Annotated in this window: 22 protein-coding genes and 1 riboswitch; of the genes, 20 read left to right on the forward strand and 2 right to left on the reverse strand. The window is 68.6% G+C overall.

The window, feature by feature from the left end; all coding sequences use genetic code 11:
- Positions 1-3: 3 nt before the first annotated feature.
- Positions 4-3,822 carry a DUF748 domain-containing protein gene (locus tag AC1DYD_RS18980; RefSeq protein ID WP_478174297.1) on the reverse strand — a complete coding sequence of 1,273 codons (3,819 nt, stop codon included), beginning with the start codon at positions 3,820-3,822 and terminating at the stop codon, positions 4-6.
- A 592-nt stretch (positions 3,823-4,414) separates the two neighbouring features.
- Here AC1DYD_RS18980 and AC1DYD_RS18985 point away from each other — a divergent pair.
- The 19 genes from AC1DYD_RS18985 to tolA all read left to right on the forward strand — a co-directional run bounded on the left by AC1DYD_RS18985 (position 4,415) and on the right by tolA (position 20,561).
- Complete coding sequence (locus AC1DYD_RS18985; protein ID WP_478174298.1) at positions 4,415-5,251, forward strand: transglycosylase SLT domain-containing protein; 837 nt, start codon at positions 4,415-4,417, stop codon at positions 5,249-5,251.
- Positions 5,252-5,289: 38 nt separating this feature from the next.
- A riboswitch (ZMP/ZTP riboswitch) is annotated at positions 5,290-5,419 on the forward strand.
- 42 nt (positions 5,420-5,461) lie between these two features.
- Entirely contained in the window at positions 5,462-6,706 is a 1,245-nt protein-coding gene (glyA, locus tag AC1DYD_RS18990; RefSeq protein ID WP_478174299.1) for a serine hydroxymethyltransferase, read from the forward strand.
- Between the two features lie 16 nt (positions 6,707-6,722).
- Positions 6,723-7,166 (forward strand): transcriptional regulator NrdR, encoded by a 444-nt coding sequence (nrdR, locus tag AC1DYD_RS18995; RefSeq protein WP_478174300.1) that lies wholly within the window; start codon positions 6,723-6,725, stop codon positions 7,164-7,166.
- Positions 7,167-7,330: 164 nt separating this feature from the next.
- Positions 7,331-7,903: a GspH/FimT family pseudopilin gene (locus AC1DYD_RS19000; RefSeq protein WP_478174301.1), complete on the forward strand. Its 573-nt coding sequence runs from the start codon at positions 7,331-7,333 to the stop codon at positions 7,901-7,903.
- Positions 7,891-8,433: a type IV pilus modification protein PilV gene (gene pilV, locus AC1DYD_RS19005; RefSeq protein ID WP_478174302.1), complete on the forward strand. Its 543-nt coding sequence runs from the start codon at positions 7,891-7,893 to the stop codon at positions 8,431-8,433. Before AC1DYD_RS19000 ends, pilV begins: the two co-directional genes overlap by 13 nt.
- Complete coding sequence (locus AC1DYD_RS19010) at positions 8,420-9,214, forward strand: PilW family protein (RefSeq protein WP_478174303.1); 795 nt, start codon at positions 8,420-8,422, stop codon at positions 9,212-9,214. Before pilV ends, AC1DYD_RS19010 begins: the two co-directional genes overlap by 14 nt.
- A gap of 8 nt (positions 9,215-9,222) precedes the next feature.
- Positions 9,223-9,927 (forward strand): pilus assembly PilX family protein, encoded by a 705-nt coding sequence (locus AC1DYD_RS19015; RefSeq protein ID WP_478174304.1) that lies wholly within the window; start codon positions 9,223-9,225, stop codon positions 9,925-9,927.
- Between the two features lie 15 nt (positions 9,928-9,942).
- Complete coding sequence (locus tag AC1DYD_RS19020; RefSeq protein ID WP_478174305.1) at positions 9,943-12,156, forward strand: pilus assembly protein; 2,214 nt, start codon at positions 9,943-9,945, stop codon at positions 12,154-12,156.
- The gene (locus tag AC1DYD_RS19025) at positions 12,153-12,593 is read left to right on the forward strand and encodes a type IV pilin protein (RefSeq protein ID WP_478174306.1); all 441 of its coding nucleotides are present in this window, start codon (positions 12,153-12,155) and stop codon (positions 12,591-12,593) included. Before AC1DYD_RS19020 ends, AC1DYD_RS19025 begins: the two co-directional genes overlap by 4 nt.
- Positions 12,594-12,657: 64 nt before the next feature.
- Entirely contained in the window at positions 12,658-13,755 is a 1,098-nt protein-coding gene (gene ribD / locus AC1DYD_RS19030; protein WP_478174307.1) for a bifunctional diaminohydroxyphosphoribosylaminopyrimidine deaminase/5-amino-6-(5-phosphoribosylamino)uracil reductase RibD, read from the forward strand.
- A 43-nt stretch (positions 13,756-13,798) separates the two neighbouring features.
- Entirely contained in the window at positions 13,799-14,452 is a 654-nt protein-coding gene (locus tag AC1DYD_RS19035) for a riboflavin synthase (protein WP_478174308.1), read from the forward strand.
- Positions 14,449-15,609 (forward strand): bifunctional 3,4-dihydroxy-2-butanone-4-phosphate synthase/GTP cyclohydrolase II, encoded by a 1,161-nt coding sequence (gene ribBA, locus AC1DYD_RS19040; RefSeq protein ID WP_478174309.1) that lies wholly within the window; start codon positions 14,449-14,451, stop codon positions 15,607-15,609. Before AC1DYD_RS19035 ends, ribBA begins: the two co-directional genes overlap by 4 nt.
- Entirely contained in the window at positions 15,609-16,073 is a 465-nt protein-coding gene (ribH, locus tag AC1DYD_RS19045; protein ID WP_478174310.1) for a 6,7-dimethyl-8-ribityllumazine synthase, read from the forward strand. The genes ribBA and ribH overlap by 1 nt, the downstream gene beginning before the upstream one ends.
- Positions 16,070-16,603, forward strand: coding sequence for a transcription antitermination factor NusB (gene nusB, locus AC1DYD_RS19050; RefSeq protein WP_478174311.1), 534 nt, complete (start codon positions 16,070-16,072; stop codon positions 16,601-16,603). The genes ribH and nusB overlap by 4 nt, the downstream gene beginning before the upstream one ends.
- A gap of 166 nt (positions 16,604-16,769) precedes the next feature.
- Positions 16,770-17,969, forward strand: coding sequence for a pyridoxal phosphate-dependent aminotransferase (locus AC1DYD_RS19055; RefSeq protein WP_478174312.1), 1,200 nt, complete (start codon positions 16,770-16,772; stop codon positions 17,967-17,969).
- Between the two features lie 4 nt (positions 17,970-17,973).
- Positions 17,974-18,426, forward strand: coding sequence for a tol-pal system-associated acyl-CoA thioesterase (gene ybgC, locus AC1DYD_RS19060; protein WP_478174313.1), 453 nt, complete (start codon positions 17,974-17,976; stop codon positions 18,424-18,426).
- Entirely contained in the window at positions 18,423-19,136 is a 714-nt protein-coding gene (tolQ, locus tag AC1DYD_RS19065; RefSeq protein WP_478174314.1) for a protein TolQ, read from the forward strand. The genes ybgC and tolQ overlap by 4 nt, the downstream gene beginning before the upstream one ends.
- A gap of 16 nt (positions 19,137-19,152) precedes the next feature.
- The gene (locus AC1DYD_RS19070) at positions 19,153-19,590 is read left to right on the forward strand and encodes an ExbD/TolR family protein (RefSeq protein ID WP_478174315.1); all 438 of its coding nucleotides are present in this window, start codon (positions 19,153-19,155) and stop codon (positions 19,588-19,590) included.
- Complete coding sequence (gene tolA, locus AC1DYD_RS19075; protein ID WP_478174316.1) at positions 19,590-20,561, forward strand: cell envelope integrity protein TolA; 972 nt, start codon at positions 19,590-19,592, stop codon at positions 20,559-20,561. The genes AC1DYD_RS19070 and tolA overlap by 1 nt, the downstream gene beginning before the upstream one ends.
- 404 nt (positions 20,562-20,965) lie before the next feature.
- On the opposite strand, the gene AC1DYD_RS19080 is transcribed toward tolA, so the two are convergent.
- On the reverse strand, positions 20,966-21,313 hold the full coding sequence (locus tag AC1DYD_RS19080) for a hypothetical protein (RefSeq protein WP_478174317.1): 348 nt from the start codon (positions 21,311-21,313) through the stop codon (positions 20,966-20,968).
- A gap of 157 nt (positions 21,314-21,470) precedes the next feature.
- On the opposite strand from AC1DYD_RS19080, the gene AC1DYD_RS19085 reads away from it, so the two are divergent.
- Positions 21,471-22,094, forward strand: a complete 624-nt coding sequence (locus tag AC1DYD_RS19085; protein WP_478174318.1) for a putative 2OG-Fe(II) oxygenase — start codon at positions 21,471-21,473, stop codon at positions 22,092-22,094.
- Positions 22,095-22,100: the final 6 nt, after the last annotated feature.

Raw genomic sequence — 22,100 nt, forward strand, 5'->3', positions numbered from 1 at the left:
GGGTCAACGGGTCGCCAGTTTCAGTTCGGCGCCGGGTTTCCAGTCGTCTCCTTCAGCCTTGGTCCGCACCGCGCCGAGGAACAAACGCTCGCTGGGCAGCTTCTGGGCCAGCAGGTAGTCGCGTGCCGCGGCGCCGCGCTCCACCGCCAGTTGCCGCATCGACTCCTCGTCGACCGCGATGCTGGCCAGGAGCAGGTTTTCCATCTCCTGGACCGGCAGGTCCTTGGCCAATCCGACCATGTTGCGCGGCTTGGTGATTTCCGAGCGCTTGTAGACCGCAGTGAGGAGTTCCGGGTATTCGGCATCGCCGACCGGGCCGACCTCGGCCGCATCCTTGCCGGCCCGCACCGCGACGCGGCGCTTTTCGGCCTGCGTCATCGCGCGCAGGCGCTGGCGCTGGTAGGCATCGCGCTCCTTCTCGAGGCTCGAGGTACCCACCACCGTCATCCGCAAGCCCGGCCGGTCGTTCAGCGCCTTGGCCACCTTGTCGAGGTTGTCCTTCGCCTCCTTGGACAGTTCCGAACTGCCCGGGGCGAAGGCGATGGTGCTGGAATCGCCGCCGCCACCACCGAATCCACCGGTCAGCAGCGCGAAGGGCGCGGTGGCGGCCTTCGCGAGCAGGTTGACGATCGCCTTCAGGATCAGCGGGCCGACGCTGAACTGCGGGTCGTTGATCGACCCCCGCAACGGCAGGTCGACGTCGATCACGCCGTTGCGGTCGGCCAGCAGCGCCACGGCCAGCCGCACCGGCAGGCTGGCCGGCGCGCCTTCGACCGGTTCGCCGAACTGCAGCTGGTTGAGCACCAGCTTGTTGGCGGCAGTCAGGGTGCCGTCGGGGGCGATCTTGTAGTTGACGTCCATGCTGAGCTTGCCGCGCTCGATGCCGTGGCCGGCGAACCGGATCGTGTAGGGCGACAGCGGCGGCAGGTCGAGCTCCTTCATCCGGGCCGTGATGTCGAGTTCGAGCGGCTTGGCCAGCGGATTGAGCTTGCCGGTGATCTCCAGCGAGGCCGTCTGCTGGGCCTTGCCGCGCAGCTCGAGGTCGGCCAGGGCCGGCTTGTCGCCCTGGGGCCTGGACGAGAAGGCGCTCAACTTGCCGGTCAGCTCCGTCAGGTCGGCCGAGTAGTTGGGCTTGATGAACTGGTCGGAGAAATCGATCCGGCCGTTGACCAGGCTGATCGGCCCGAAGTTGATGACCGGCGCCGGCCCGCTGTCGGCCTGGGCCGGCGCCGCGGCCGCCACCGGCGCCGAAGCGGCAGGTCCGCCGCCGACCACCAGCTCCTGCGGCGGCGCTGGCGGCGCTGGCGGCGCCGGGCCCCGCGCCCGCGCCGTGCGCGGACGGCTGGTGGTCGTGGTGGTGCCACCCAGGCTGCGCTTGGTTTCGACCTCGGTCGCCGGCGCTTCCCCTTCCGCCGGCTGCCCGGGCCTCTTGACCAGGTACTGCAGGTTCAGCTTGCCCGTCGGATCGATGATCACGCGGGCGAAGAAGTCGGTCAGCGAGGTCTCGCCCACATCGACCGCGAGCGGCGCGCCCGGCACCATGTTCACCTGCAGGCCGCGCAGGCCCAGTGTTTTCCAGCTCAGCAGCTGCCGGTTGCTCGACAGGCCCGGGGCCTGGGTCAGCACCCCGCTGTTGGCGCGGAAATCGTCCACCGCGGTGTCGCCCGCCAGCCGCACGCTGAGGCCGGCGGGCAGGGTCGCGACCTTGACCGTGCCCCGGTAGCTGGCGAAGGCGCGGCGTATGTCTATATTGAGCGCGTCCGCGTAGTAGGCCTTGAAGGCATGGGCCGGCAGCGATGCCACCAACAGCCGCCCTTCGGCCGCGATCGGCTGCAGCACCAGGTTGCCGTCGTACTCGAAGCGCCCCGCCTCCGCGCGACCGGCCGCGATGCGCCCGGACAGCTTGAGCGGAGAGACCGTCGCTGTGTTCGGCGTCAGCTTCTGAGCATTCACCTGGAGCGCGTTGATCTCGAAGGCCACCGGCGTGGCGCCGGCGTTGTCGGCATAGGACAGGGTGCCGTTGTCGATCGCCACCTTGGCGATGGCCAGTTGCCACGGCCGGGTGTTGGCGCCCGCCGGCGCGCCTTCGGCCGCCTTCGGGTCCTTCGGCGCCGCGACCTTGGCGGCCTCGGTCGCACCCGGGCTGCCGCCCGCCGGTACCTTGAGCCAGTGCTCGAACATCCAGCGCTTCTCGTTATCGCGCTCGATCGAGACCTTCGGATTGGAGGCGGTGAACGAGGCGATCGTGAGCGTGTGCTTGGTCATGTCGGCTTCGGCGTCGACCAGCTCGAAGCGGCCGACGCTGGCCAGCGCGGTCTTTTCCTTGGTCAGCGCAAGCCCCTCGGCGATCACGCTGCGCGCCTTGAGCCTGAGGTCGGGGTTGCTCCACTCGACGTCGACCTTGCCGCTCAGCTTGCCGTCGAGCGAAGGCTCGAGGCTCTGGGCCAGGTACGGCGCGGCCAGCGACAGCGGCAGCGCTTCCAGTTCGGCGGCGACCGAAGCCCGCTTGTCGGTGGCTTCGCCGCTGAACTTGAGCGCCGCGCCGCCGACCGAGGTCGATCCGCTGAAGGTGGCCGGCTTCTCCATGGGCCAGGTCACGGCCTGGACCTCGATCGCCAGCTGCTTGACGTCGATGGCGGCGGCGGGCTGGGTGGTCTGGTCGCGCCAGCCGATGCGCCCCTCCGTCAGGGCCACCTTGTCGACCTGGATCCGCCAGGCCGGTGGCGGGTCGGCCTTGGCGTCGCCGTCGGCCGCCGGGGCCGGGGCCGACGCCGCCTTCTCGGTCTCGCCGGTGGCGCGATCGGTCGCCAGCAGATTGAGGCGCCCGGCCGCATCGCGCGCCACGACCAGTTCGGGTCCGGCCAGCGCCACCTCACCCAGGCGCACCCTGCGTTCCAGCGGCCTGACGTCGGCCAGCGCGATCCTGAGCGAATCGAAGCCGAGCAGGTCGCGCCCCTTCGAATCCGCGATCTTGATGCCGTTGGCCGCGACGCTGCCGGTGATCTTGAGCCCGGCTGTCGCCGTCTGCTCGAAGTCGATCTTCAGGTCGGCATCGAGCTTGCCCGCCTGCAGCGCGACCGGCAGGCCGCCCGGGATGTAGCCCAGGTAGGGCACCAGGTCGAGCCCCTCGAAGCTGATGTGGGCGTCGGTCTTTCGGTTGTCGGCGAAGGGCGTCGACTGCGCGGCCGTATCGAACTTGCTGCCGTTCAGGACGAAGGCCAGCTTCGGCTCGGTCTTGATCTCCCGCTGCGAGGCCAGGTTGCTGAGAAAGGGCACGCTGAGCGCGAAATCGCGCAGTTCATGCCTGCGCTTGACGGTCTCGTCGACGAAATCGACGGCGCCGTCGGTGATCGCGATGTTGTAGATGGCGAAGCGCGGTGCTTCTTTCTTGGGCGCATCGGGCGGCTCCGGCGCCGGCGTCAGCCTGGCCAGGATGTCGTCGATGTCGTAGCGACCATCCGCCAGGTGCGTCAGCGCAATGGCGGGCGCCTCGATCCGGACCGCGTCGATCACCGGCGCCAGGCGCAGGATCGACTGCAGCTCGGCATCGAGGTAGAGGCGCCTGACCGCCACCTGGGGCTGCTTGCCGTCGGCGGTGGCGATGCGCAGGTCATTCACCGCGAGTTCGAGCGTCCAGGGCTTGAAGTCGATCTTGCCCACCGTGACCTGGCGACCCAGCTTCTCGCTGGCGATCTTCTGCACCTGCCCCTTGACGATCGGCGGCACCGCCAGCCAGGCGATCAGCCAGACCGCCAGCAGGATCAGCAGGGTCACTCCCCCGCGCCGCACCCATTTGTTCTGTTTCAGCAAAGCAGCGTTCATCGGGGAGGAGTGTGCCGCAAACGCCAGGGGGTGCCCACAAACAGAAAGCCCGGCGACTCGACGCGAAGTCAAGCCACCGGGCTCGATGGCGGGCGCAACGCCCATGCCATCTTTTCGCTCGACCGGAAGTTCAATCGTTCCGGTCATGCTGGCAGCAAGGGATTGCCACCGTTGGGCCGCAGCCGCTGGACCGTCGGATTTCTCCTCGAGCCACTGGACCTTGGTAGACGCCTGATAGCTCAGGCGGTTTCAGCGTACGCGCTCGCGGCGGTGATTGCAAATGGCGTTTTCAATGGGCCTTCATTCATCGATTCGTGCACTATTTCATACATTTTTTACATCAAAATCCGAATATCAAATTTAGTTCTTATTCTTGACTGGGTATTTAGCCACTCCTAGAATGCCAATCTTTCCCGAGCCGCCAAGCGGCCGGACCCTCCGAATCCGCTGCCGGCATCTGCCGGCTTGATCAGGCAGCCGCGCTCTCTCCCCTTTTTCGCGCGGACCTGATTCGTACCAATCCAAGCGCCGCTTCCCTTCTTCTTCGCCCGTCGTGGCGTTGCGATCGGGTGCCGCACAGAAAGGAAGAGCGATGAAACAGGCGTTAGATGCCACGGCCCGCGGGCTCCGGACCTTCGTGTCCGATGTGGTCGACGGCTTCTTCGAGATCACCCACAACAGCTTTGCCCTGCTCGGCCTGGCGACCGTGTTCGCGGTGCTGGCGCTGGCCGCCCGACCCGACCTGCGCCAGACCGGCGAGGAGCAGTTGATGGGCTGGCTGCAGTCCCGCAAGCCGGCGCCCGAAGCCACCGACCTCGAGCCCACCGCGATCGAGCGCACCACCGCGGCCAGTCCGCACGAACTGCCGAAGCAGCAGGCCGCGGTCGCCTACTGGCTGAGCAAGAAATACCGCGTGGCCGCCGAGCCGCTGAGCGTGCTGGTCGCCGAGGCCTTCGATCTCGGCAAGAAGACCAAGCTCGATCCGACCCTGATCCTGGCCATCATGGCGGTCGAATCCAGCTTCAACCCCTTCGCCCAGAGCCAGGTCGGCGCCCAGGGCCTGATGCAGGTCATGACCCGGGTCCACGGCGAGAAGTACGAAAGCGCCGGCGGAACGCTGACCGCCTTCGATCCGGTGACCAACATGCGCGTCGGCGTCAAGGTGCTGCAGGAATGCATCGCCCGCGCCGGCTCCCTCGAGGGCGGCCTGCGCTACTACGTCGGCGCCGCCAATCTGGCCGAGGACGGCGGCTACGCCGGCAAGGTGCTGGCCGAGCACGAGCGGCTGCGCCAGGTCATCGCCGGCCGCGCCCCGCCCACGACGACGCCCACGCCGCGCGCCAATCCGGTCCAGGTCGTGGCGCCGCCGGCGGCTGCCAAGCCGGCCCAGCCGGACCCCCAGCAGGTCGCCCTGCTCGGGGATTCGTAACCCTTGGGGCCGCGCCGGCTCGCGCCGTCGGCTACACTCGGCCAGCACGCGACTGGCGATAGGCGCAACCCTTATCAGGTGCATTGCGCTGACGTGGACTACCACTGGGAAGCGTGCCGCCTGCATTCTTGATCGGCAGGTGTTCAGCCGTTCGCCTGGGCAGCCCTTGTTTGGTTGAAGAACAAGGACCAACGTCCACGAAGGACTGCCATGTACCACCGCAACATCCTGGTCGAACAGACCGATCCTGAAATCTGGGCTGCCATCCTGGCCGAGAACGCCCGCCAGGAACACCACATCGAGCTGATCGCGAGCGAGAACTACGCCTCGCCGGCGGTCATGGCGGCCCAGGGCTCGCAACTCACCAACAAATATGCCGAGGGCTATCCCGGCAAGCGCTACTACGGCGGCTGCGAGCATGTCGACGTCGCCGAGCAACTGGCCATCGACCGCATCAAGCAGCTCTTCGGCGCCGACGCCGCCAACGTCCAGCCGCATTGCGGCGCCTCGGCCAACGAGGCCGTGATGCTGGCCTTCCTGAAGCCCGGCGACACGATCATGGGCATGAGCCTGGCCGAAGGCGGCCACCTGACCCACGGCATGCCGCTCAACATGAGCGGCAAGTGGTTCAACGTGGTGAGCTACGGCCTCGACGCCAACGAAGCGATCGACTATGACGCGATGGAACGCAAGGCGCACGAGCACCTGCCCAAGCTGATCATCGCGGGCGCCTCGGCCTACTCGCTGCGAATCGACTTCGAGCGCTTCGCCAAGGTCGCCAAGGACGTCGGCGCCATCTTCATGGTCGACATCGCCCATTACGCCGGCCTGGTGGCCGCGGGCGTGTACCCGAACCCGGTGCCGCACGCCGACGTCGTCACCTCGACCACCCACAAGAGCCTGCGCGGCCCGCGCGGCGGCATCATCCTGATGAAATCGCAACACGAGAAAGCCATCAACAGCGCGATCTTCCCGGGCCTGCAGGGCGGCCCGCTGATGCACGTGATCGCGGCCAAGGCGGTGGCTTTCAAGGAAGCGCTGTCGCCCGAGTTCAAGGTCTACCAGCAGCAGGTCGTCACCAACGCCCGGATCGTCGCCGAAACCCTGACCGAGCGCGGCCTGCGCATCGTCAGCGGCCGCACCGAGAGCCACGTGATGCTGGTCGACCTGCGCGCCAAGGGCATCACCGGCAAGGAAGCCGAGGCGGTGCTGGGCGCCGCCCACATGACGATCAACAAGAACGCCATCCCGAACGACCCCGAGAGGCCGATGGTCACCAGCGGCGTGCGCATCGGCACGCCCGCGATGACCACCCGCGGCTTCAAGGACGAGGAAGCGCGCGCCACCGCCAACCTGATCGCCGACGTGCTCGACAACCCGCGCGACGCGGCGAACATCGACGCGGTCCGGGCCAAGGTGCATGCGCTGACCAGTCGCTTCCCGGTTTACGCCTGAACACGAGCCGCCCTGCATGAAGTGCCCCTTCTGCGGTCACCTCGAAACCCAGGTCATGGAGACCCGGGTCTCGGAAGACGGCGACTTCGTGCGGCGCAGGCGCCAATGCGGCGCCTGCGACAAGCGCTTCACCACCTACGAACGGCCGGACGTCAACTTTCCGGTGGTGGTCAAGAAGGACGGCAGCCGGGCCGACTTCGACACCGCCAAGGTGCGCGCCTCGATGATGCTGGCGCTGCGCAAGCGGCCGGTGAGCATCGAGCAGATCGACAACGCGCTGCTGCGCATCGAGCAAAGACTGCTGTCCAGCGGCTTGCGCGAGATCGAATCGACCAAGGTCGGCGAACTCGTGATGCGCGAGCTCAAGCGGCTGGACAAAGTCGCCTACGTGCGCTTTGCTTCGGTCTATCGCAGCTTCGAGGACGTGGACGAGTTCAGGCAGCTGCTCAGAGATATTTGAGGTCGACGCGCGACGGCTTCTGCGGCTAACTTCCTTAATCATCGGACACAATCGTCCGGAACTGTCGCTTCTCTCGCCATTTCTCCCGCTCGTCGGTAGATTTTCGCCGCAGATCGACTGGGGCTTCGCGTCGCGGCCAGTGGGGCCCTAGCATCCGGGCCGCCATGCCCGTTCTGCTTCCCCCCCTGCGCCGGCCTCGCGCGCCATCCCTGGGATTCACCGCCGTCGAACTGATGGTGGTGATCGCCATCGTCTCGATCCTTGCGGGGTTGGCGATGCCGGGCTTCGGCGCGCTCATCGACAGATACCGGCTGCGCCGCGCCAGCGAGGAAATGACCGCCACGATCTACCTGGCAAGGTCGGAAGCGCTGCGGCGCGGCGGCAACGTCACGCTTCGCAAGACGTCGGCGAGCGGGTGCTCCGACCGGGGAGTCACCGACTGGAGTTGCGGCTGGCTGCTGTTCGCCGATGCCGACAACGACGGTGTGCTCGGTCCCGGCGAGGAAGTGATCCAGGCCTGGCCTGCGCCTGAAGGCGCGATCGCAGAAATCCACCTGCCCAGTGCGTCGCCCTACGTCCGAGTGAACCGCTGGGGACGGTTCGGCAGCAGCCTGGGCATCTTCAGCATCACGCTGCGCCCCGCCGGCAACGCCGAGAAGTCCGCGGCGTGGGTCCTGTGCATGTCCGCGGGCGGACGGCTGCAAACCATTCAACGGGCCGAACGATGCCCCAGCTGAACCGCCAGGACGGCCTCACGCTGCTGGAATCGCTGGTGGCGGTCGCGATTCTCGCCGTCGCGGTACTCGGCATGCTCGGCGCGCAATTGCGCACGCTGGCCGACACGCAGACCAGCGTCCGTCGGGCACAGGCGGTCCGGCTCATCGAGGATTTCGCCGAGCGCATCAAGACCCATTCCGATGGTTTCCGTCGCCTGGATGCCTATGTCACCGACTGGGACGCCATGCCCGCGGCGCCCGACTGCCGGACCGTCGCCTGCGATCCGGCGACGCTCGTGCAGTGGGACCTCGCCGTCTGGAAGCAGGCGATCGCCAACACCCTGCCCCTCGGCCAGGGCAGTGTTTTCGAATCCGGCAACGAAACAACGCCCGGATTGAAGCGGCAGCTGGGCGTGATGGTGGCATGGCGCGCCAATGAACGCGCAGCCGACGCCAGCGCCTACGCGAAGCCCTTCGCCATCGACCCATCGGCCGCCAAGGTCGTCTGCCCGGCAGGCCTGGTCTGCCACCTGGTCCATGTCCAGCCCTGATTCTCGGCCGATCCGAAGCCGTCGCGAGCAAGGCCTGAGCCTGATCGAACTGCTCGCGGGCATGGTCGTCGGGCTGCTGGTCGTCATGGCGGCCCTCGGCACGCTGCTGCTGTCGCGCGAGGCCGCCAGCAGCGTCAGCGACCTGAGCCAGTTGCAGCAGCAAGGCGCCTACGCGTTGCACGTGATCGGCATGCAGCTTCGGCAGACCGGCGCGATGGACGCGGTTCGAGACGACGCCACCGGGCGCTACGCGTTCGGCAACCACCGCGCGAAGGCGGGCCGCACGGACTTCGCGGTGTTCGGCGTCGACGGCCAAGGCGCGGCGACCGACAAGGTCTCGGTCGCTTACGCTCCAGCCGCGTGGTCGAATTCGGCTGCGGCAGCGAATGGCGCCGTCTCGAAGCTGCCGGGGCAGTTCGACTGCAGCGGCTCCAGCGTGCAGGGCGCCGACCGCGTGGACGCGACCTTCGAGGTCGATGCCAAGGGGCAGCTGACCTGCACCGGTCGAACCAGGCAGCCGGTGATCCGCGACGTCGCGGACTTTCAGATCGGCTACCGCGTCGATACCGGCAAGGGCGTTCAGATCATGGAAGCCCGTGCGGTCGAAAGCATGAAGCTCTGGGGCGCCGTCACCGCCATCGAAGTCTGCCTCGACCTGCAGGGCAGCGAAAAAGGCCCGGATCTCGGCCTTTCCTACAAGGGTTGCCAAGGCACCGACAGGCCCCGCAACGGCCATGTCCACCTGGTGTTCCGCAACGTCTTCAGCTTGCGCACGCCATGAGGCAGGCCATGCAAGGCAACTCTTCCCGCCCGCGCCAGCACGGCATCGCGCTGTTCGTCGTCCTGGTGATGGTGCTGCTGATCACGCTGCTCGTGCTCAGTTCGTCGCGCATCGCCCTGCTCAACGAAATGGCGACCGGCATCGACAGCGACCATCAGCGCACGCTAGCAGCCGCTCACGCCATGGTCCGCGATGCGGAATTCGACATCCAGGGAGAGGGCCCGGACGGCTCGCCCTGCGCAGCCGCCGGCTGCCGTCTCGGGGGCGTCCTCGATGCCGCCGGCGGCCGGATCTTCTACCCCACCAGCGCCAGCGAGCTGCTGGATCTGCAGGCGGCGCTCGGTGCGAACAGTCCTTCCTGCGCGGCAGGCATCTGCGTGCCGGACAAGGTGCCGGCGCAATTCTGGACCGACAAGGCGGCGCTGGAAGCCATGAAGAAGGTGGCGGCTTCCTATGGCGCCTACACGGGCGCGCAGGCGACCGGCGCCGGAAATCCGCTCTTGTCTTCCGGCCCGGGACAGCGGGCCTGGTACTGGGTTGAATTGCTGCCCTACGACACCGCCGCGGCGAGCCAAGGCGGCCTCGCGGAAGCGCTCGCGCCCGACAGCACCACGCCGTACATCTATCGGATCACCGCCGTCGCCCAAGGCATCAAGGCGGCAACGCAGACGGTGGTGCAGACCACGCTGGTCTGGAAGAAGCGGCGGTCCTGAGGACAAGGACGAACATTGCAGACCCAACTCGCCATCTGCGGAGCCGCGCTTCATGCCGCGATCGCGGTCGGCGCCTGGCCGACACCCGGGCTCGCTGCCCCGCTCGACCTGAGCACGGCGCCCGCAGGCGGTGCCTCGCCAAGGGCGGCGGGAGACGCGCCGCAAACGACCACCAGGCTGGCGTCGTCGATCGCAAGCTCGCGATCGGCGCGGCTTGATCCGTCCCTCTTCGCGGTCGCCTATGACGCGACCCACTGGAGCGGCTCCGTGACGGGCTACAAGATCCTCGGCACGACGGCCCGGCTCGATGCGGCCGGGCTCTGGGGCGATCTCCCCGCTGCGCCAGCCACCGCCGCGGAGCCCGCCAAGCCGGCACGGCCGCAATCCACCGCCACGCGGATGGATGCGCACGACGGCGAATGGCCCGCGGCCCGCCTGGTTCTGTCGGCGCGCACGGCAGACAGCGCCGGCTCCACGGTGGGAATCTCATGGGAGTGGACGGCGCTTTCGCAAGCCCAGCAGACGGCGCTCAAGACCGTCGACGGCAGGCTCGACACCCGTCCGGAGGCCGATGCCATCGCCAGAGATCGCATGGCTTATGTCCGGGGCGACCGCAGCAAGGAGCAATCGGCCAGCCCCGCCGGCCCCTTCCGCACGCGCGCCTCGCGTCAAGGCGACATCGTGAACTCGAAGCCCTGGCATGTCGCGGGCAAGCCGTCGAACGCGTATGCGCTGGAGGACTACGCGGGCTTCCGCAGCGCCAGTGGCTCGCGCGCGTCGATGCTCTATGTCGGCGGCAACGACGGCATGCTGCACGGTTTCGATGCTGCTTCGGGCGAGGAGAAGATCGCCTACCTGCCCGAAGGCCTGCATCCCAAACTCGAGTCGCTGACGAATCCCGGTTACCGGCACGCCTACTTCGTCGATGGCTCGCCGCTCGGCGGCGACCTGTATCTCGGGCCGCCGGGCAGCCGGGACGCGAGCCGATGGAGAACCTACCTGGCGGGCTTCCTCGGCGCCGGCGGCAAGGGGTATTTCGTGCTCGACGTCACCGACCCGCGCGCATTCGACGCGGCCAACGCCGCCGCGCTGGTGGTGCTGGATCGCACCGGCACCGACGCCATGGACCGGGATATCGGGCACATCCTGAGCGAGCCGGTGATGGAGGCCAGCGACCCGTCGATCTCGCGGCAGATCACGCGCATGAACGACGGCCGCTGGGCGCTGGTCATGGGCAACGGCTACAACAGCGCCGACGAGAAGGCCGTGCTGCTGATCCAGTACCTCGACAAGGGCAAGGAACTGGTCAAGATCATGGCCGACGCACGCGCGGGCCGCGGCAACGGTCTTTCGGCGCCGCGCCTGATCGACCTCGACGGGGACGGCACGCCCGACCTGGCTTACGCCGGAGATCTGCTCGGGAACCTCTGGAAGTTCGATCTGCTCGCCGCTTCCCCGGCCGAGTGGAAGCTTGCGTTCTCCGGCGTTCCCTTCTTCGTCGCGACCGATGGAACATCCGCCGGATCGGTGCAGGCGATCACGTCGGCACCGGTCTGGAAGGCGCATCCGGAAGGTGGCCTGATGCTCGCCTTCGGCACCGGGCGCGAGCTCACGGTCGCGGATCGGCTGGACGGCCAGGTGCAGACGGTCTATGGCGTCCACGACGACACGGCGATCAGCCGCGCCACGCCGGCACGGCGTGCCGCTGGTGCTGCCGCTGTCGAGCTGAACGAAGGAAAAGGCCCGGTCACTGGAGGCCGGGGCCAACTGGTGGCCCAGACGGTCAGCGCCGACACCGTCCATGGGCCCGGCACGGTGTCGTCGAATCCTGTCCACTACACGGGGAGCGAGGCCCGCAGAGGCTGGTTCCTGGACCTGCCGGTTGCGCGCGAGCGCGTGCTGCGCAACCCCGACTGGTTCGAGGGCGACCTGATCGACGTCTGGAGCACGGTGCCGGCATCGGCCGACGGCGATCTGGCGGCCAGCGCCGCGAAAGGCTATCGCACCACGCTGGACATCATCAATGGCTCGGCACCGAAATCCCGGCTCTACGCCGACACCCCTTCGGTCGCGGCTGGACAAGCTTCGCGCGTCGAAGCAGGTCTCGGTGTCGGGATTCAAAGCGGCGGCAAGGAAATCGGCGTGTCCGCGCCCGGAATGCCGGCGCCGGCCACCCGCCATCGACTCGGCAGGATCACCAAGCGCCCGAGCTGGCGCCAGCTGCAATGAAAGACCGGCGCCGGTCCAGGCGGCGGACGGGTTTCACACTGATCGAGGTCATGATCGTGCTCGCGCTGGTCGCCATCCTGGCGGCGATCGCGCTGCCGAGCTATCACGAAGCGGTTCGACGCAGCCAGCGCACCGAGGCCCGTGCCGGGCTGCTGAAGGCCGCCCATTGGCTCGAACGCGTCGCGACCGCCACCGGCAGCTACCTCAAGGACCAGGCGGATTTTCCGGAAACGTTGAAAACCGTGCCCTCCAACGCCTACGCCATTGGCTTCGAACCCGCGGACGCCAAGGGCAGCGGCTACACTTTGACGGCAACCCCCCGGGGCGCCCAGGTCGGCGACAAATGCGGCGGCTACACGCTCGACCAGACGGGGCTTCGGGGACTCGCCTCCCCCGGCGCTTCCGACGACCTCAAGACGGAATGCTGGAATCGCTGAAAGTCCGACCCTGAGCACGCTCACATCCCCCTGCCCACCCGAGGCGCTTTCGCCGGCCGAAGCGATGCGGCTGGCGATCTCGCTGGCCCATGGCGCGAGCACCACGGCGCCGCCGAATCCAGCGGTCGGCTGCGTCATCCTCGCGCCCGATGGCCGCATCGTGGGCACCGGCCGCACGCAGCACGCCGGTGGCCCGCACGCCGAAGTGATGGCCCTGCGAGATGCCGCGGCGCGTGGCGCCTCCACGACCGGCGCGACCGCCTTCGTGACCCTCGAACCCTGCTCCCACCAGGGCCGCACCGGCCCCTGCTGCGACGCGCTGGTCCGGGCCGGCATCGGCCGCGTCGTGGCCTCCATCGCGGACCCGAATCCGCTGGTCGCGGGCCAGGGTTTCGAGCGCCTGCGCGCCGCGGGCGTCGACGTCGAGATCGGACCGCAGGCCAGCGAGGCGCGTGAACTGAACATCGGCTTCTTCAGCCGGATGGTCCGCAAGACGCCCTGGGTCCGAATGAAGGCCGCCGCCTCCCTCGACGGCAAGACCGCGCTGGAGAACGGCACCAGCCAATGGATCACGAGCGAAGAGGCACGGGCCGACGGCCATGCCTGGCGCGCCCGCGCCGGCGCCGTCCTGACCGGCGTGGGCACGGTGATCGAGGACAACCCGCGGCTCGACGTCCGGTGGGTCCAAACGACCCGCCAGCCGCCCCTGGTGATCGTCGACAGCCGCCTGCAGACACCGCCCGACGCGCGGCTGTTCGAGATCGGACGCCCGGTCTGGATCTATGCCGCCGAGCGCGACGACGAACGGGCGGCGGCGCTCGAGGCCCGCGACGCCACCGTGCGCTGCCTGGCCAATGCCGATGGCAAGGTCGACCTGGCCGCGCTGCTGCGCGATCTGGCCGCGCGCGAAGTCAACGAACTGCATGTCGAGGCCGGCCACAAGCTCAACGGCTCGCTGATGCGCGAAGGCCTGGTCGACGAAATCCTGCTCTACCTCGCGCCCAAGTTCATCGGCGACGGCCTGGGGATCGCCAGCCGGCCCTACGCCAGCGGCCCATTGACGGCCCTGACCGAGGTCCTGGCGCTCGAATTCCGCACCTTCGAGCCGATCGGTCCCGACCTCCGGATCGTCGCTCGCGTTGCCGGACGGGACAAGTTTTAGGCCTTCGCCCGGCCGCCTCCCGCAACTCTGCGAAAATGCGGCGATGTTCACCGGAATCATCACCGGCGTGGGGCGCATCGCCGCCGTCCACGACCTCGGCAGTTCTTCCTCCCACGGCAAGCGTCTCAGCATTGCGGTGCCCGACGGCTATCTGGACGACGTCGGGCTCGGCGACAGCATCGCGCTCAACGGCGCCTGCATGACCGTCACCACGCTCGATCCCGCGCAGAAGCTGTTCACCATCGACATCTCGGCCGAATCGCTGGACAAGACCGCGGGCCTGTCGGAAGCGCAGACGCGGGTCAATCTCGAAAAGGCGCTGCGCGCCAGCGACCGGCTGGGCGGCCACATCGTCTCGGGCCACGTCGACGGCATCGGCACGGTGAGCCGCTTCGAACCCATCGGCGAGAGCTGGGAGCTGCGCGTGCTGGCGCCGCCCGCGCTGGCCCGCTTCCTCGCCTACAAGGGCTCGATCACGATCAACGGCGTCAGCCTCACGGTCAACAGCGTGAACGACGTCGCGGACGGCAGCGAAGTCAGCATCAACCTGATCCCGCACACGGTCGAGAACACCGCGCTCGGCGGCCTGAAGGCAGGCAGCCGGGTCAACCTCGAGATCGACACCGTTGCCCGCTACGTGGAGCGCATGCTCCAGGCCGGCGCCATCCAACCACCCACCCAAGACAAGCTCCCATGAATGCATCCGTCACGCCGATCGGCGCCCCGCGCAGCGGCCGTGCCCCCGCGCCGATCTCCCCGGTCGAAGACATCGTGGCCGAGCTGCGCGCCGGCCGCATGGTGATCCTGGTCGACGAGGAAGACCGCGAGAACGAAGGCGACATCGTGCTGGCCGCCGATCACGTCACGCCCGAGGCGATCAACTTCATGGCCCGCCATGCCCGCGGCCTGATCTGCCTGACGCTCTCGCGCGAGATGTGCGAGCGGCTGCAGCTGCCGCCGATGGTGGCGCGCAACGGCGCCAAGCATTCGACCGCCTTCACGGTCTCGATCGAGGCCGCCGAGGGCGTGACCACCGGCATCTCGGCCGCCGACCGCTCGCGTACGGTGCAGGCCGCGGTGGCGCCCAACGCCGTGGCTGCCGACCTGGTCCAGCCGGGCCACATCTTCCCGCTGCAGGCGGTCGATGGCGGCGTGCTGATGCGCGCCGGCCATACCGAAGCCGGCTGCGACCTGGCGGCCATGGCCGGCTGCTCGCCGGCCTCCGTGATCTGCGAGGTGATGAACGAGGACGGCACGATGGCGCGCCTGCCCGACCTGCAGCTGTTCGCGGCCGAGCACGACATCAAGATCGGCACCATCGCCGCCCTGATCGAGCACCGCAGCCGCACCGAGACGCTGGTCGAAAAGGTCGGCTGCCGCGAGATCCAGACCGCCTGGGGACCCTTCACGGCCCATGCCTTCAAGGACAAGCCCAGCAACGGCGTCCACCTGGCGCTGGTGCGCGGCAAGTGGAATGCCGGCGACACGGTCGACGTGCGCGTGCACGAACCGCTGTCGGTGCTCGATGCGCTCGAAACCAACCGCGCGCTGCATTCCTGGAGCCTCGACGCCAGCCTGGCGCATCTCGCGGCCCAGGGCAAGGGCGTGGCGGTGCTGCTGAACTGCGGCGAGACCGGCGCCGAGCTGCTGTCGCAGTTCGACGGCACGGCACGGCCGGCGCAGGCGCCCGAACGCGGCCGCATGGACCTGCGCAGCTACGGGATCGGCGCCCAGATCCTGCGCGCATGCGGCGTCCACCGCATGAACCTGCTCGGCACGCCACGCCGCATGCCGAGCATGGCCGCAGGCTATGGCCTCGAGATCGCCGGCTACATCACGAAAGACGAACGCTGATGCAACACGCGAACAAGGGCGCCGACGTCGCGCTCGACGGCAAGGGCCTGCGCATCGGCATCGTGCAGGCGCGATTCAACGAAGACATCACGGATGCGCTGGCCAAGGCCTGCCTGGACGAACTCGCGGCCCTCGGCGTCGCCGACGACGACATCGAACATGTGAGCGTGCCCGGCGCGCTGGAAGTCCCGGTGGCGCTGCAGGCGCTGGCCGAGCGCGAGCGCTACGACGCCCTGGTGGCGCTGGGCTGCATCATCCGCGGCGAGACCTACCACTTCGAACTGGTGGCCAACGAGTCCGGCGCCAGCGTGAGCCGGCTGGCGCTCGACTACCGCATCCCGATCGCCAACGCGATCCTGACCACCGAAAACCTCGAACAAGCCGTGGCGCGACAGACCGACAAGGGCCGCGACGCCGCGCGCGTGGCGGTCGAGATGGCGCAGCTGCTCGCCACCCTTTCATGACCGACGACACCCAAGCACCCAGCGGCAAGCCGCGCCAGACCCGCACCGGGCTCACCAGCACCGGGGCACGCAAGGCCTCCGCCAAGTCCAACCGCAGCCGGGCCCGCGAGTTCGCGCTGCAGGCGCTCTACCAGCACCTGGTGGGCCGCAACGATGCGGCATCGATCGACCAGTTCACGCGCGACCTGGCCGGCTTCCACAAGGCCGACGCGGCGCACTACGACGCACTGCTGCACGGCTCGATCGAAAGCGCCGAAGAGCTCGACGCCCTGATCGTGCCCCTGCTCGACCGCAAGCTGGAGGAGATCTCGCCGATCGAGCACGGCGTCATGTGGATCGGCGTCTACGAGTTCAAGCACTGCCTCGACGTGCCCTGGCGCGTGGTGCTCAACGAATGCATCGAACTCGCGAAGGAATTTGGCGGCACCGACGGCCACAAATACGTCAACGCGGTGCTCAACGGCCTGGCGCCCCAGCTGCGTCCCGACGAGGTCGAGGCCGACCGCTTGACGGGCAAGGCCAAGCCATGAGCGCCGCGCCGGGCCGCCCCAAGCAAGCTCGCGCCCCCTCGGGGGGCAGCGAGGACACGAAGTGCCGAGCGTGGGGGCGGACATGCGCCGCGCCGGGCCGCCCCAAGCAAGCTCGCACCCCCTCGGGGGGCAGCGAGGACACGCCAGTGCCGAGCGTGGGGGCCGTATGAGGATTTCGAAGCGCGCAGAGCGCATCGAACCCTTCTACGTGATGGAGGTCGCCAAGGCGGCCTCGAAGCTGGCGCGGGAGTTCGCCCACACCGACCGGCCGATGATCTTCCTGAACATCGGCGAGCCCGACTTCACGGCGCCGCCGCTGGTCCAGGAAGCGGCCGCGCGCGCGGTCCGCGCCGGTGCCACGCAGTACACCCAGGCCACCGGCCTCGATCATCTGCGCGAGCGCATCAGCGCCTGGTACGCCGAGCGCTTCAAGGTCGACGTGCCGGCCCGCCGCATCGTCATCACGGCCGGCGCTTCGGCCGCATTGCAGCTGGCCTGCCTGGCGCTGATCGAGGCCGGCGACGAGATGCTGCTGCCCGATCCGAGCTACCCCTGCAACCGCCACTTCGTGACCGCCGCCGACGGCCGCGCGGTGCTGGTGCCGACCACCGCGGCCGAGCGCTTCCAGCTCAGCGCCGCCAAGGTCGAGGCGGCCTGGACCGAGCGCACGCGCGGCGTGCTGCTGGCCTCGCCCTCGAACCCGACCGGCACCTCGATCGCACCCGACGAGCTGCGCCGCATCCACGAGGTGGTGAGCGCTCGCGGCGGCATCACCTTGATCGACGAGATCTACCTCGGCCTCTCGTACGACGATCAGTTCGGCCAGACCGCACTGGCGATCGACGACCAGGTCATCAGCATCAACAGTTTCAGCAAGTACTTCAACATGACCGGCTGGCGCCTCGGCTGGCTGGTGGTGCCCGATGCGCTGGTGCCGGCGATCGAGCGGCTGGCGCAGAACCTCTTCATCTGCGCCAGCACGGTGTCGCAGTACGCGGCGCTGGCCTGCTTCGAGCCCGACAGCATCGCCGAGTACGAACGCCGCCGCGCGCAGTTCAAGGCGCGGCGCGACTGGTTCATCCCGCAGCTGAATGCGCTGGGCCTGCAGGTGCCGGTGATGCCCGACGGCGCCTTCTACGCCTGGGCCGACTGCACCTCTTTCGCCGAGAAGCTCGGCATCGACGGCAGCTGGGATTTCGCCTTCGAAGCCATGAAGCAGGCCCATGTCGCGGTCACGCCGGGGCGCGACTTCGGCAGCGACCAGACCGGACGCTTCATCCGCTTCTCGACCGCCAGCTCGATGGCACATCTCGAGGAGTCGGTGGCCCGTCTGCGTGCCTGGGCCGGCGCCGCCGTTGCCGCCTGACCGCATGAGTTTTGCGCTGCCCATTCGCGTCTACTGGGAAGACACCGATGCCGGCGGCATCGTGTTCTATGCCAACTACCTGAAGTTCATGGAGCGCGCCCGCACCGAATGGCTGCGCTCCCTGGGCATCGCCCAGCGCCAGCTGCGCGAGGACAGCGGCGGGATCTTCGTGGTCAGCGAGACGCAGCTCAAGTACCACCGTCCGGCCCGGCTCGACGATGAACTGCTGGTTACAGCCGAGCTGCGCCAGATCGGTTCGGCGTCGTTGATAATCGCCCAGCGCGTGCTATCAAATTCGGAGCAAAGCGCGGCATCGGGCCCCGCGCTGTTGTGCGAAGGCACGATCCGCATCGGCTGGGTCGATGCGGCCAGCCTGCGTCCCGCGCGCATCCCGCGCCAGGTTTCGGGAACCCTCGAGCGCAACGCCCGCTCCATGTCTCAACCTCTCAAGCCATGAATCAACAAGACCTGTCGATACTCTCCCTTCTGCTCCACGCCAGCCTGCCGGTGCAGCTCGTGGTGCTGCTGCTGATCGTGGTGTCCGTCGCCAGCTGGGCGGCGATTTTCCGCAAGTACTTCGCGCTCAAGCGCACGCGCTCGCTCAACGAGGATTTCGAACGCGACTTCTGGTCCGGCACCAGCCTCAACGAGCTGTTCTCCTCGGCCGCCCAGAACGCCAAGTTCGCGGGTCCGATGGAGCGCATCTTCGCCTCCGGCATGCGCGAGTACCAGAAGCTGCGCGAGCGCCACGTGTCCGACACCGGCACCCTGCTCGACGGCTCGCGCCGTGCCATGCGGGCCAGCTACCAGCGCGAGCTCGATGCGGTCGAGCAGAACCTGTCCTTCCTGGCCACGGTCGGCTCGGTCTCGCCCTATGTCGGCCTGTTCGGCACGGTCTGGGGCATCATGCACGCCTTCACCGGCCTCGCCGCGCTGGCCCAGGTGACGCTCTCGACCGTCGCCCCGGGCATCGCCGAAGCGCTGGTCGCCACCGCCATCGGCCTGTTCGCCGCGATCCCGGCGGTCGTCGCCTACAACCGCTTCGCGCGCGAGATCGACAAGATCGCAATCGCGCTCGAGACCTTCATCGAGGAGTTCTCGAACATCCTGCAGCGCAACCTGACGGCCCATGTGAATCCGGCGACGGTCACCCCGGCCGGCCGCTGAACGGGAGCATCGCACCATGCCCGCCATGTCCTCCCGCGGCCGCGGCCGCCGCACGATCAACGAGATCAACATGGTCCCGTTCATCGACGTGATGCTGGTGCTGCTGATCATCTTCATGGTCACGGCGCCGCTGATCACGCCGAGCGTGATCAACCTGCCGAGCGTCGACAAGGCCAACAAGCAGCCCGACCGTCCGATCGAGATCGTGATCAAGAGCGACGACGAGGTGCAGATCAAGAAGGACCCGTCGACCGGCAGCGGCGGCAGCTCGATCCCGATGACCCAGATCGGCTCTGCGGCCAAGCAGGCGCAGGGCGGCGACGGCGACCGCCCGGTGGTCATCAGCGCCGACAAGACCGTCAAGTACGAAACCGTGGTGAAGGCCATGAACCAGCTCAAGCGCAGCGGCATCGAGCGCGTCGGGCTGTCGGTGCAGACCACCGGCGCGAAGTGATGTCGCTCGCCGCCGACCGTCCCGAATTCGCGCCGCCGCCGCAGCGCGGCACGCCGCGCGCCGTGCTGCTGGCGCTGATCGCCCACGCGCTGCTGATCGCGGCGCTGACCTGGGGCGTGAGCTGGCGCCGCGAGGCGGAGAACGACGCGGTCGAGGCCGAGCTGTGGTCGTCGACGGTGCAGCAGGCTGCGCCGCGCGCCGTTGCACCCCCGGTCCCCGTGCCGCCGCCCCCAACCCCGACACCGGCCCCACCGCCGCCCCCGCCCCCCCCGCCGCCGCCCCAGGCGGTCCGGCCACCGGAGCCGACACCGGCGCCGAAGGCGCCCGACATCGCCCTCGAACGCGAGAAGAAGCTGAAGGAGCAGAAAGAGCGCGAGCGCGAACTCGAGCAGCAGGCCCAGCAGCAGAAGAAGCTCGAGGCGGCGAAGAAGGCGGCGCAGGAAAAGCGCGAGGCCGAGGCCCGCGAGCGCGCCGAGGAAGAAGCCGAGCGCAAGAAGGAAGAGCAGAAGAAGCTCGCCGACCAGAAACGCAAGCAGGAGGCGGAGGCCGCCAAGCAAGCCGAAGCCGCGAAGAAGAAGGAAGCCGAGGCCAAGCAGGCAGCCCAGGCCGCGGCCGACCGCACGGCGACGCTGAAGCGCATGCAGGCGATGGCCGGCTCCGGCGGCGAAGGCACCGCGGCGAAGTCCTCGGGTCCGTCGGGCAGCTACGGCGGCAAGGTGGCCGCGGCGGTGCGGCCCAATGTCGTGTTCCCCGACGCTGACCTGGTCAGCGGCAATCCGGGTGCCGAGTTCGATGTCCGCCTGGCACCCGACGGCACCATCGTCGGCACCCCGGCACTGGTCAAGTCGAGCGGCCTGGCGAACTGGGACGACGCCGCCCTGCGCGCCTTGCAGAAGACCGAGAGGCTGCCGCGCGACATCGACGGCACGGTACCGGCGCGGCTGATCGTGACCTTGAAGCCGAAGCGCTGAAGGTCACGCTCGGCCTGGCCTTCCCCTCAGAGCTCCACCACGTGATCGCGTGACCCGCGACGCATGAAACCGGCGCAGTCCGATACCAGGGATACCGCGGAACCGGCTTTGCCGGGCCGCCGGTATCGCCCCCCCTTCAGGGGGGAGGCGCCGCAGGCGCTTCGGGGGGTGTTTCATTTCAGTGGCTCCACCGCGCGGTGCGCGACCCACGACCCATGAAACCGACGCAGTCCGATACCAGGGATACCGCGGAACCGGCTTTGCCGGGCCGCCGGTATCGCCCCCCTTGAGGGGCTGAGGTCCGCGGCTCCAAGCCTGCCTGCGCAGGCTTGGACGGAACCGAAGAGCCGCTGCCTCTGGCAGCGACTCGGAGGCGCCGCAGGCGCTTCGGGGGGTGTTTCATTTCAGTCCCGTCGCAGCAACCAGACCAGCAACCCGGCGCCGGCCAGGATCGCGAGCAGCGTCAGCGCGAAGGCGGGCTCATGGCTCGCCGCAGGTCGTTCGGCATGCAGGTCGTGCGGTGCGGCCGTCGACGGCTGCGCGAAGGGATTGAGCACCGCGCCGCCGGGACCCGCGCCTTCGCCGGCCTTCTCGGCGACCGGCTCGTTCCTGGGCAGCGCCGGGAGATCGGCTGGCTGCGCCGGCGCGCTCTCGGCGGGCACGCTCAGCTGGTTGAAGTCGATCTCGGCTTGCGCAGCCGGCAGCGCGGCGAAGCTCAGCAGCAGCGCGCAAACGAAATGATGCAGGGTCATACGGGTCCTGGGAGGGGTCGGGTGCGGCTGCGCCCGCCGCGCCAAATCCGGATCATTCTGGACAGCGTCGATGACAGGCCCGTGACCCCCGACCCAGGCTGATGGGGTCTTGCCACAGCGCGCCACGAAGCCCGCGTCAGCAACGAGAATCCGCGCGATGGATGAAATCATCGGTCTCTTTCCCACGCCGTTCATGCGCGTGCCCGGCGTGCTCGCGCCCGGCCTCGTGAGTGGCCTGGTCGCGCACTTCGCCGCGTTGGCGACCCAGGACAACAACGCATCCGCCGAGCTTTCGCACACGCGGATGCTGCAGCCCGGCGACAGTCCGCTGCTGGTCGAATGCGCGACCCTGATCACGCCCAAGCTGGTCGACTTCGGCGCGCTGCTGTTCGGCGAGCGGATCGGCTGGTCGGTGAAGGAGATGTGGGTCAACGTGCTGAGCACCGGTGGCCGCCAGGCCATGCACAACCACGCGAACAGCTTCGTGTCCGGCGTGGTGTACTTGACGCCGACGCATCCCGAGGCGCAGACCGTCTTCATGAAATCGCCCGGCGGCTGCGACTTCGCGTTCAAGAACGACCATGCCCGGACGACGCCCGGTCCCTACAGCGCCGACAAGTGGGTCAGCCCCGCGCCGGAGCCGGGCGACATGGTGCTCTTTCCCAGCTACCTGATGCACGCGGTGCCGCCGAACCCCGGCGCCCGGCGCATCACGATGGCCTTCAATGCCATCCCCGCGCAGCTGGATTCCTGGGGCTACAAGATCCGCTTCGGCGGCTGAGCAACC

The organism is Variovorax sp. P4_B11 (assembly GCF_056402355.1).

Coding starts and splice junctions, on each gene's coding strand:
- AC1DYD_RS19080 (WP_478174317.1), bottom strand. CDS start 21,313: ATGACCCTGCATCATTTCGTTTGCGCGCTGCTGCTGAGCTTCGCCGCG.
- AC1DYD_RS19000 (WP_478174301.1), top strand. CDS start 7,331: ATGCCCGTTCTGCTTCCCCCCCTGCGCCGGCCTCGCGCGCCATCCCTG.
- pilV (WP_478174302.1), top strand. CDS start 7,891: ATGCCCCAGCTGAACCGCCAGGACGGCCTCACGCTGCTGGAATCGCTG.
- nrdR (WP_478174300.1), top strand. CDS start 6,723: ATGAAGTGCCCCTTCTGCGGTCACCTCGAAACCCAGGTCATGGAGACC.
- nusB (WP_478174311.1), top strand. CDS start 16,070: ATGACCGACGACACCCAAGCACCCAGCGGCAAGCCGCGCCAGACCCGC.
- AC1DYD_RS19035 (WP_478174308.1), top strand. CDS start 13,799: ATGTTCACCGGAATCATCACCGGCGTGGGGCGCATCGCCGCCGTCCAC.
- ybgC (WP_478174313.1), top strand. CDS start 17,974: ATGAGTTTTGCGCTGCCCATTCGCGTCTACTGGGAAGACACCGATGCC.
- ribD (WP_478174307.1), top strand. CDS start 12,658: ATGCGGCTGGCGATCTCGCTGGCCCATGGCGCGAGCACCACGGCGCCG.
- AC1DYD_RS19025 (WP_478174306.1), top strand. CDS start 12,153: ATGAAAGACCGGCGCCGGTCCAGGCGGCGGACGGGTTTCACACTGATC.
- glyA (WP_478174299.1), top strand. CDS start 5,462: ATGTACCACCGCAACATCCTGGTCGAACAGACCGATCCTGAAATCTGG.
- tolQ (WP_478174314.1), top strand. CDS start 18,423: ATGAATCAACAAGACCTGTCGATACTCTCCCTTCTGCTCCACGCCAGC.
- AC1DYD_RS18985 (WP_478174298.1), top strand. CDS start 4,415: ATGAAACAGGCGTTAGATGCCACGGCCCGCGGGCTCCGGACCTTCGTG.
- tolA (WP_478174316.1), top strand. CDS start 19,590: ATGTCGCTCGCCGCCGACCGTCCCGAATTCGCGCCGCCGCCGCAGCGC.
- ribH (WP_478174310.1), top strand. CDS start 15,609: ATGCAACACGCGAACAAGGGCGCCGACGTCGCGCTCGACGGCAAGGGC.
- AC1DYD_RS19055 (WP_478174312.1), top strand. CDS start 16,770: ATGAGGATTTCGAAGCGCGCAGAGCGCATCGAACCCTTCTACGTGATG.
- AC1DYD_RS19010 (WP_478174303.1), top strand. CDS start 8,420: ATGTCCAGCCCTGATTCTCGGCCGATCCGAAGCCGTCGCGAGCAAGGC.
- AC1DYD_RS19070 (WP_478174315.1), top strand. CDS start 19,153: ATGCCCGCCATGTCCTCCCGCGGCCGCGGCCGCCGCACGATCAACGAG.
- ribBA (WP_478174309.1), top strand. CDS start 14,449: ATGAATGCATCCGTCACGCCGATCGGCGCCCCGCGCAGCGGCCGTGCC.
- AC1DYD_RS19015 (WP_478174304.1), top strand. CDS start 9,223: ATGCAAGGCAACTCTTCCCGCCCGCGCCAGCACGGCATCGCGCTGTTC.
- AC1DYD_RS18980 (WP_478174297.1), bottom strand. CDS start 3,822: ATGAACGCTGCTTTGCTGAAACAGAACAAATGGGTGCGGCGCGGGGGA.
- AC1DYD_RS19085 (WP_478174318.1), top strand. CDS start 21,471: ATGGATGAAATCATCGGTCTCTTTCCCACGCCGTTCATGCGCGTGCCC.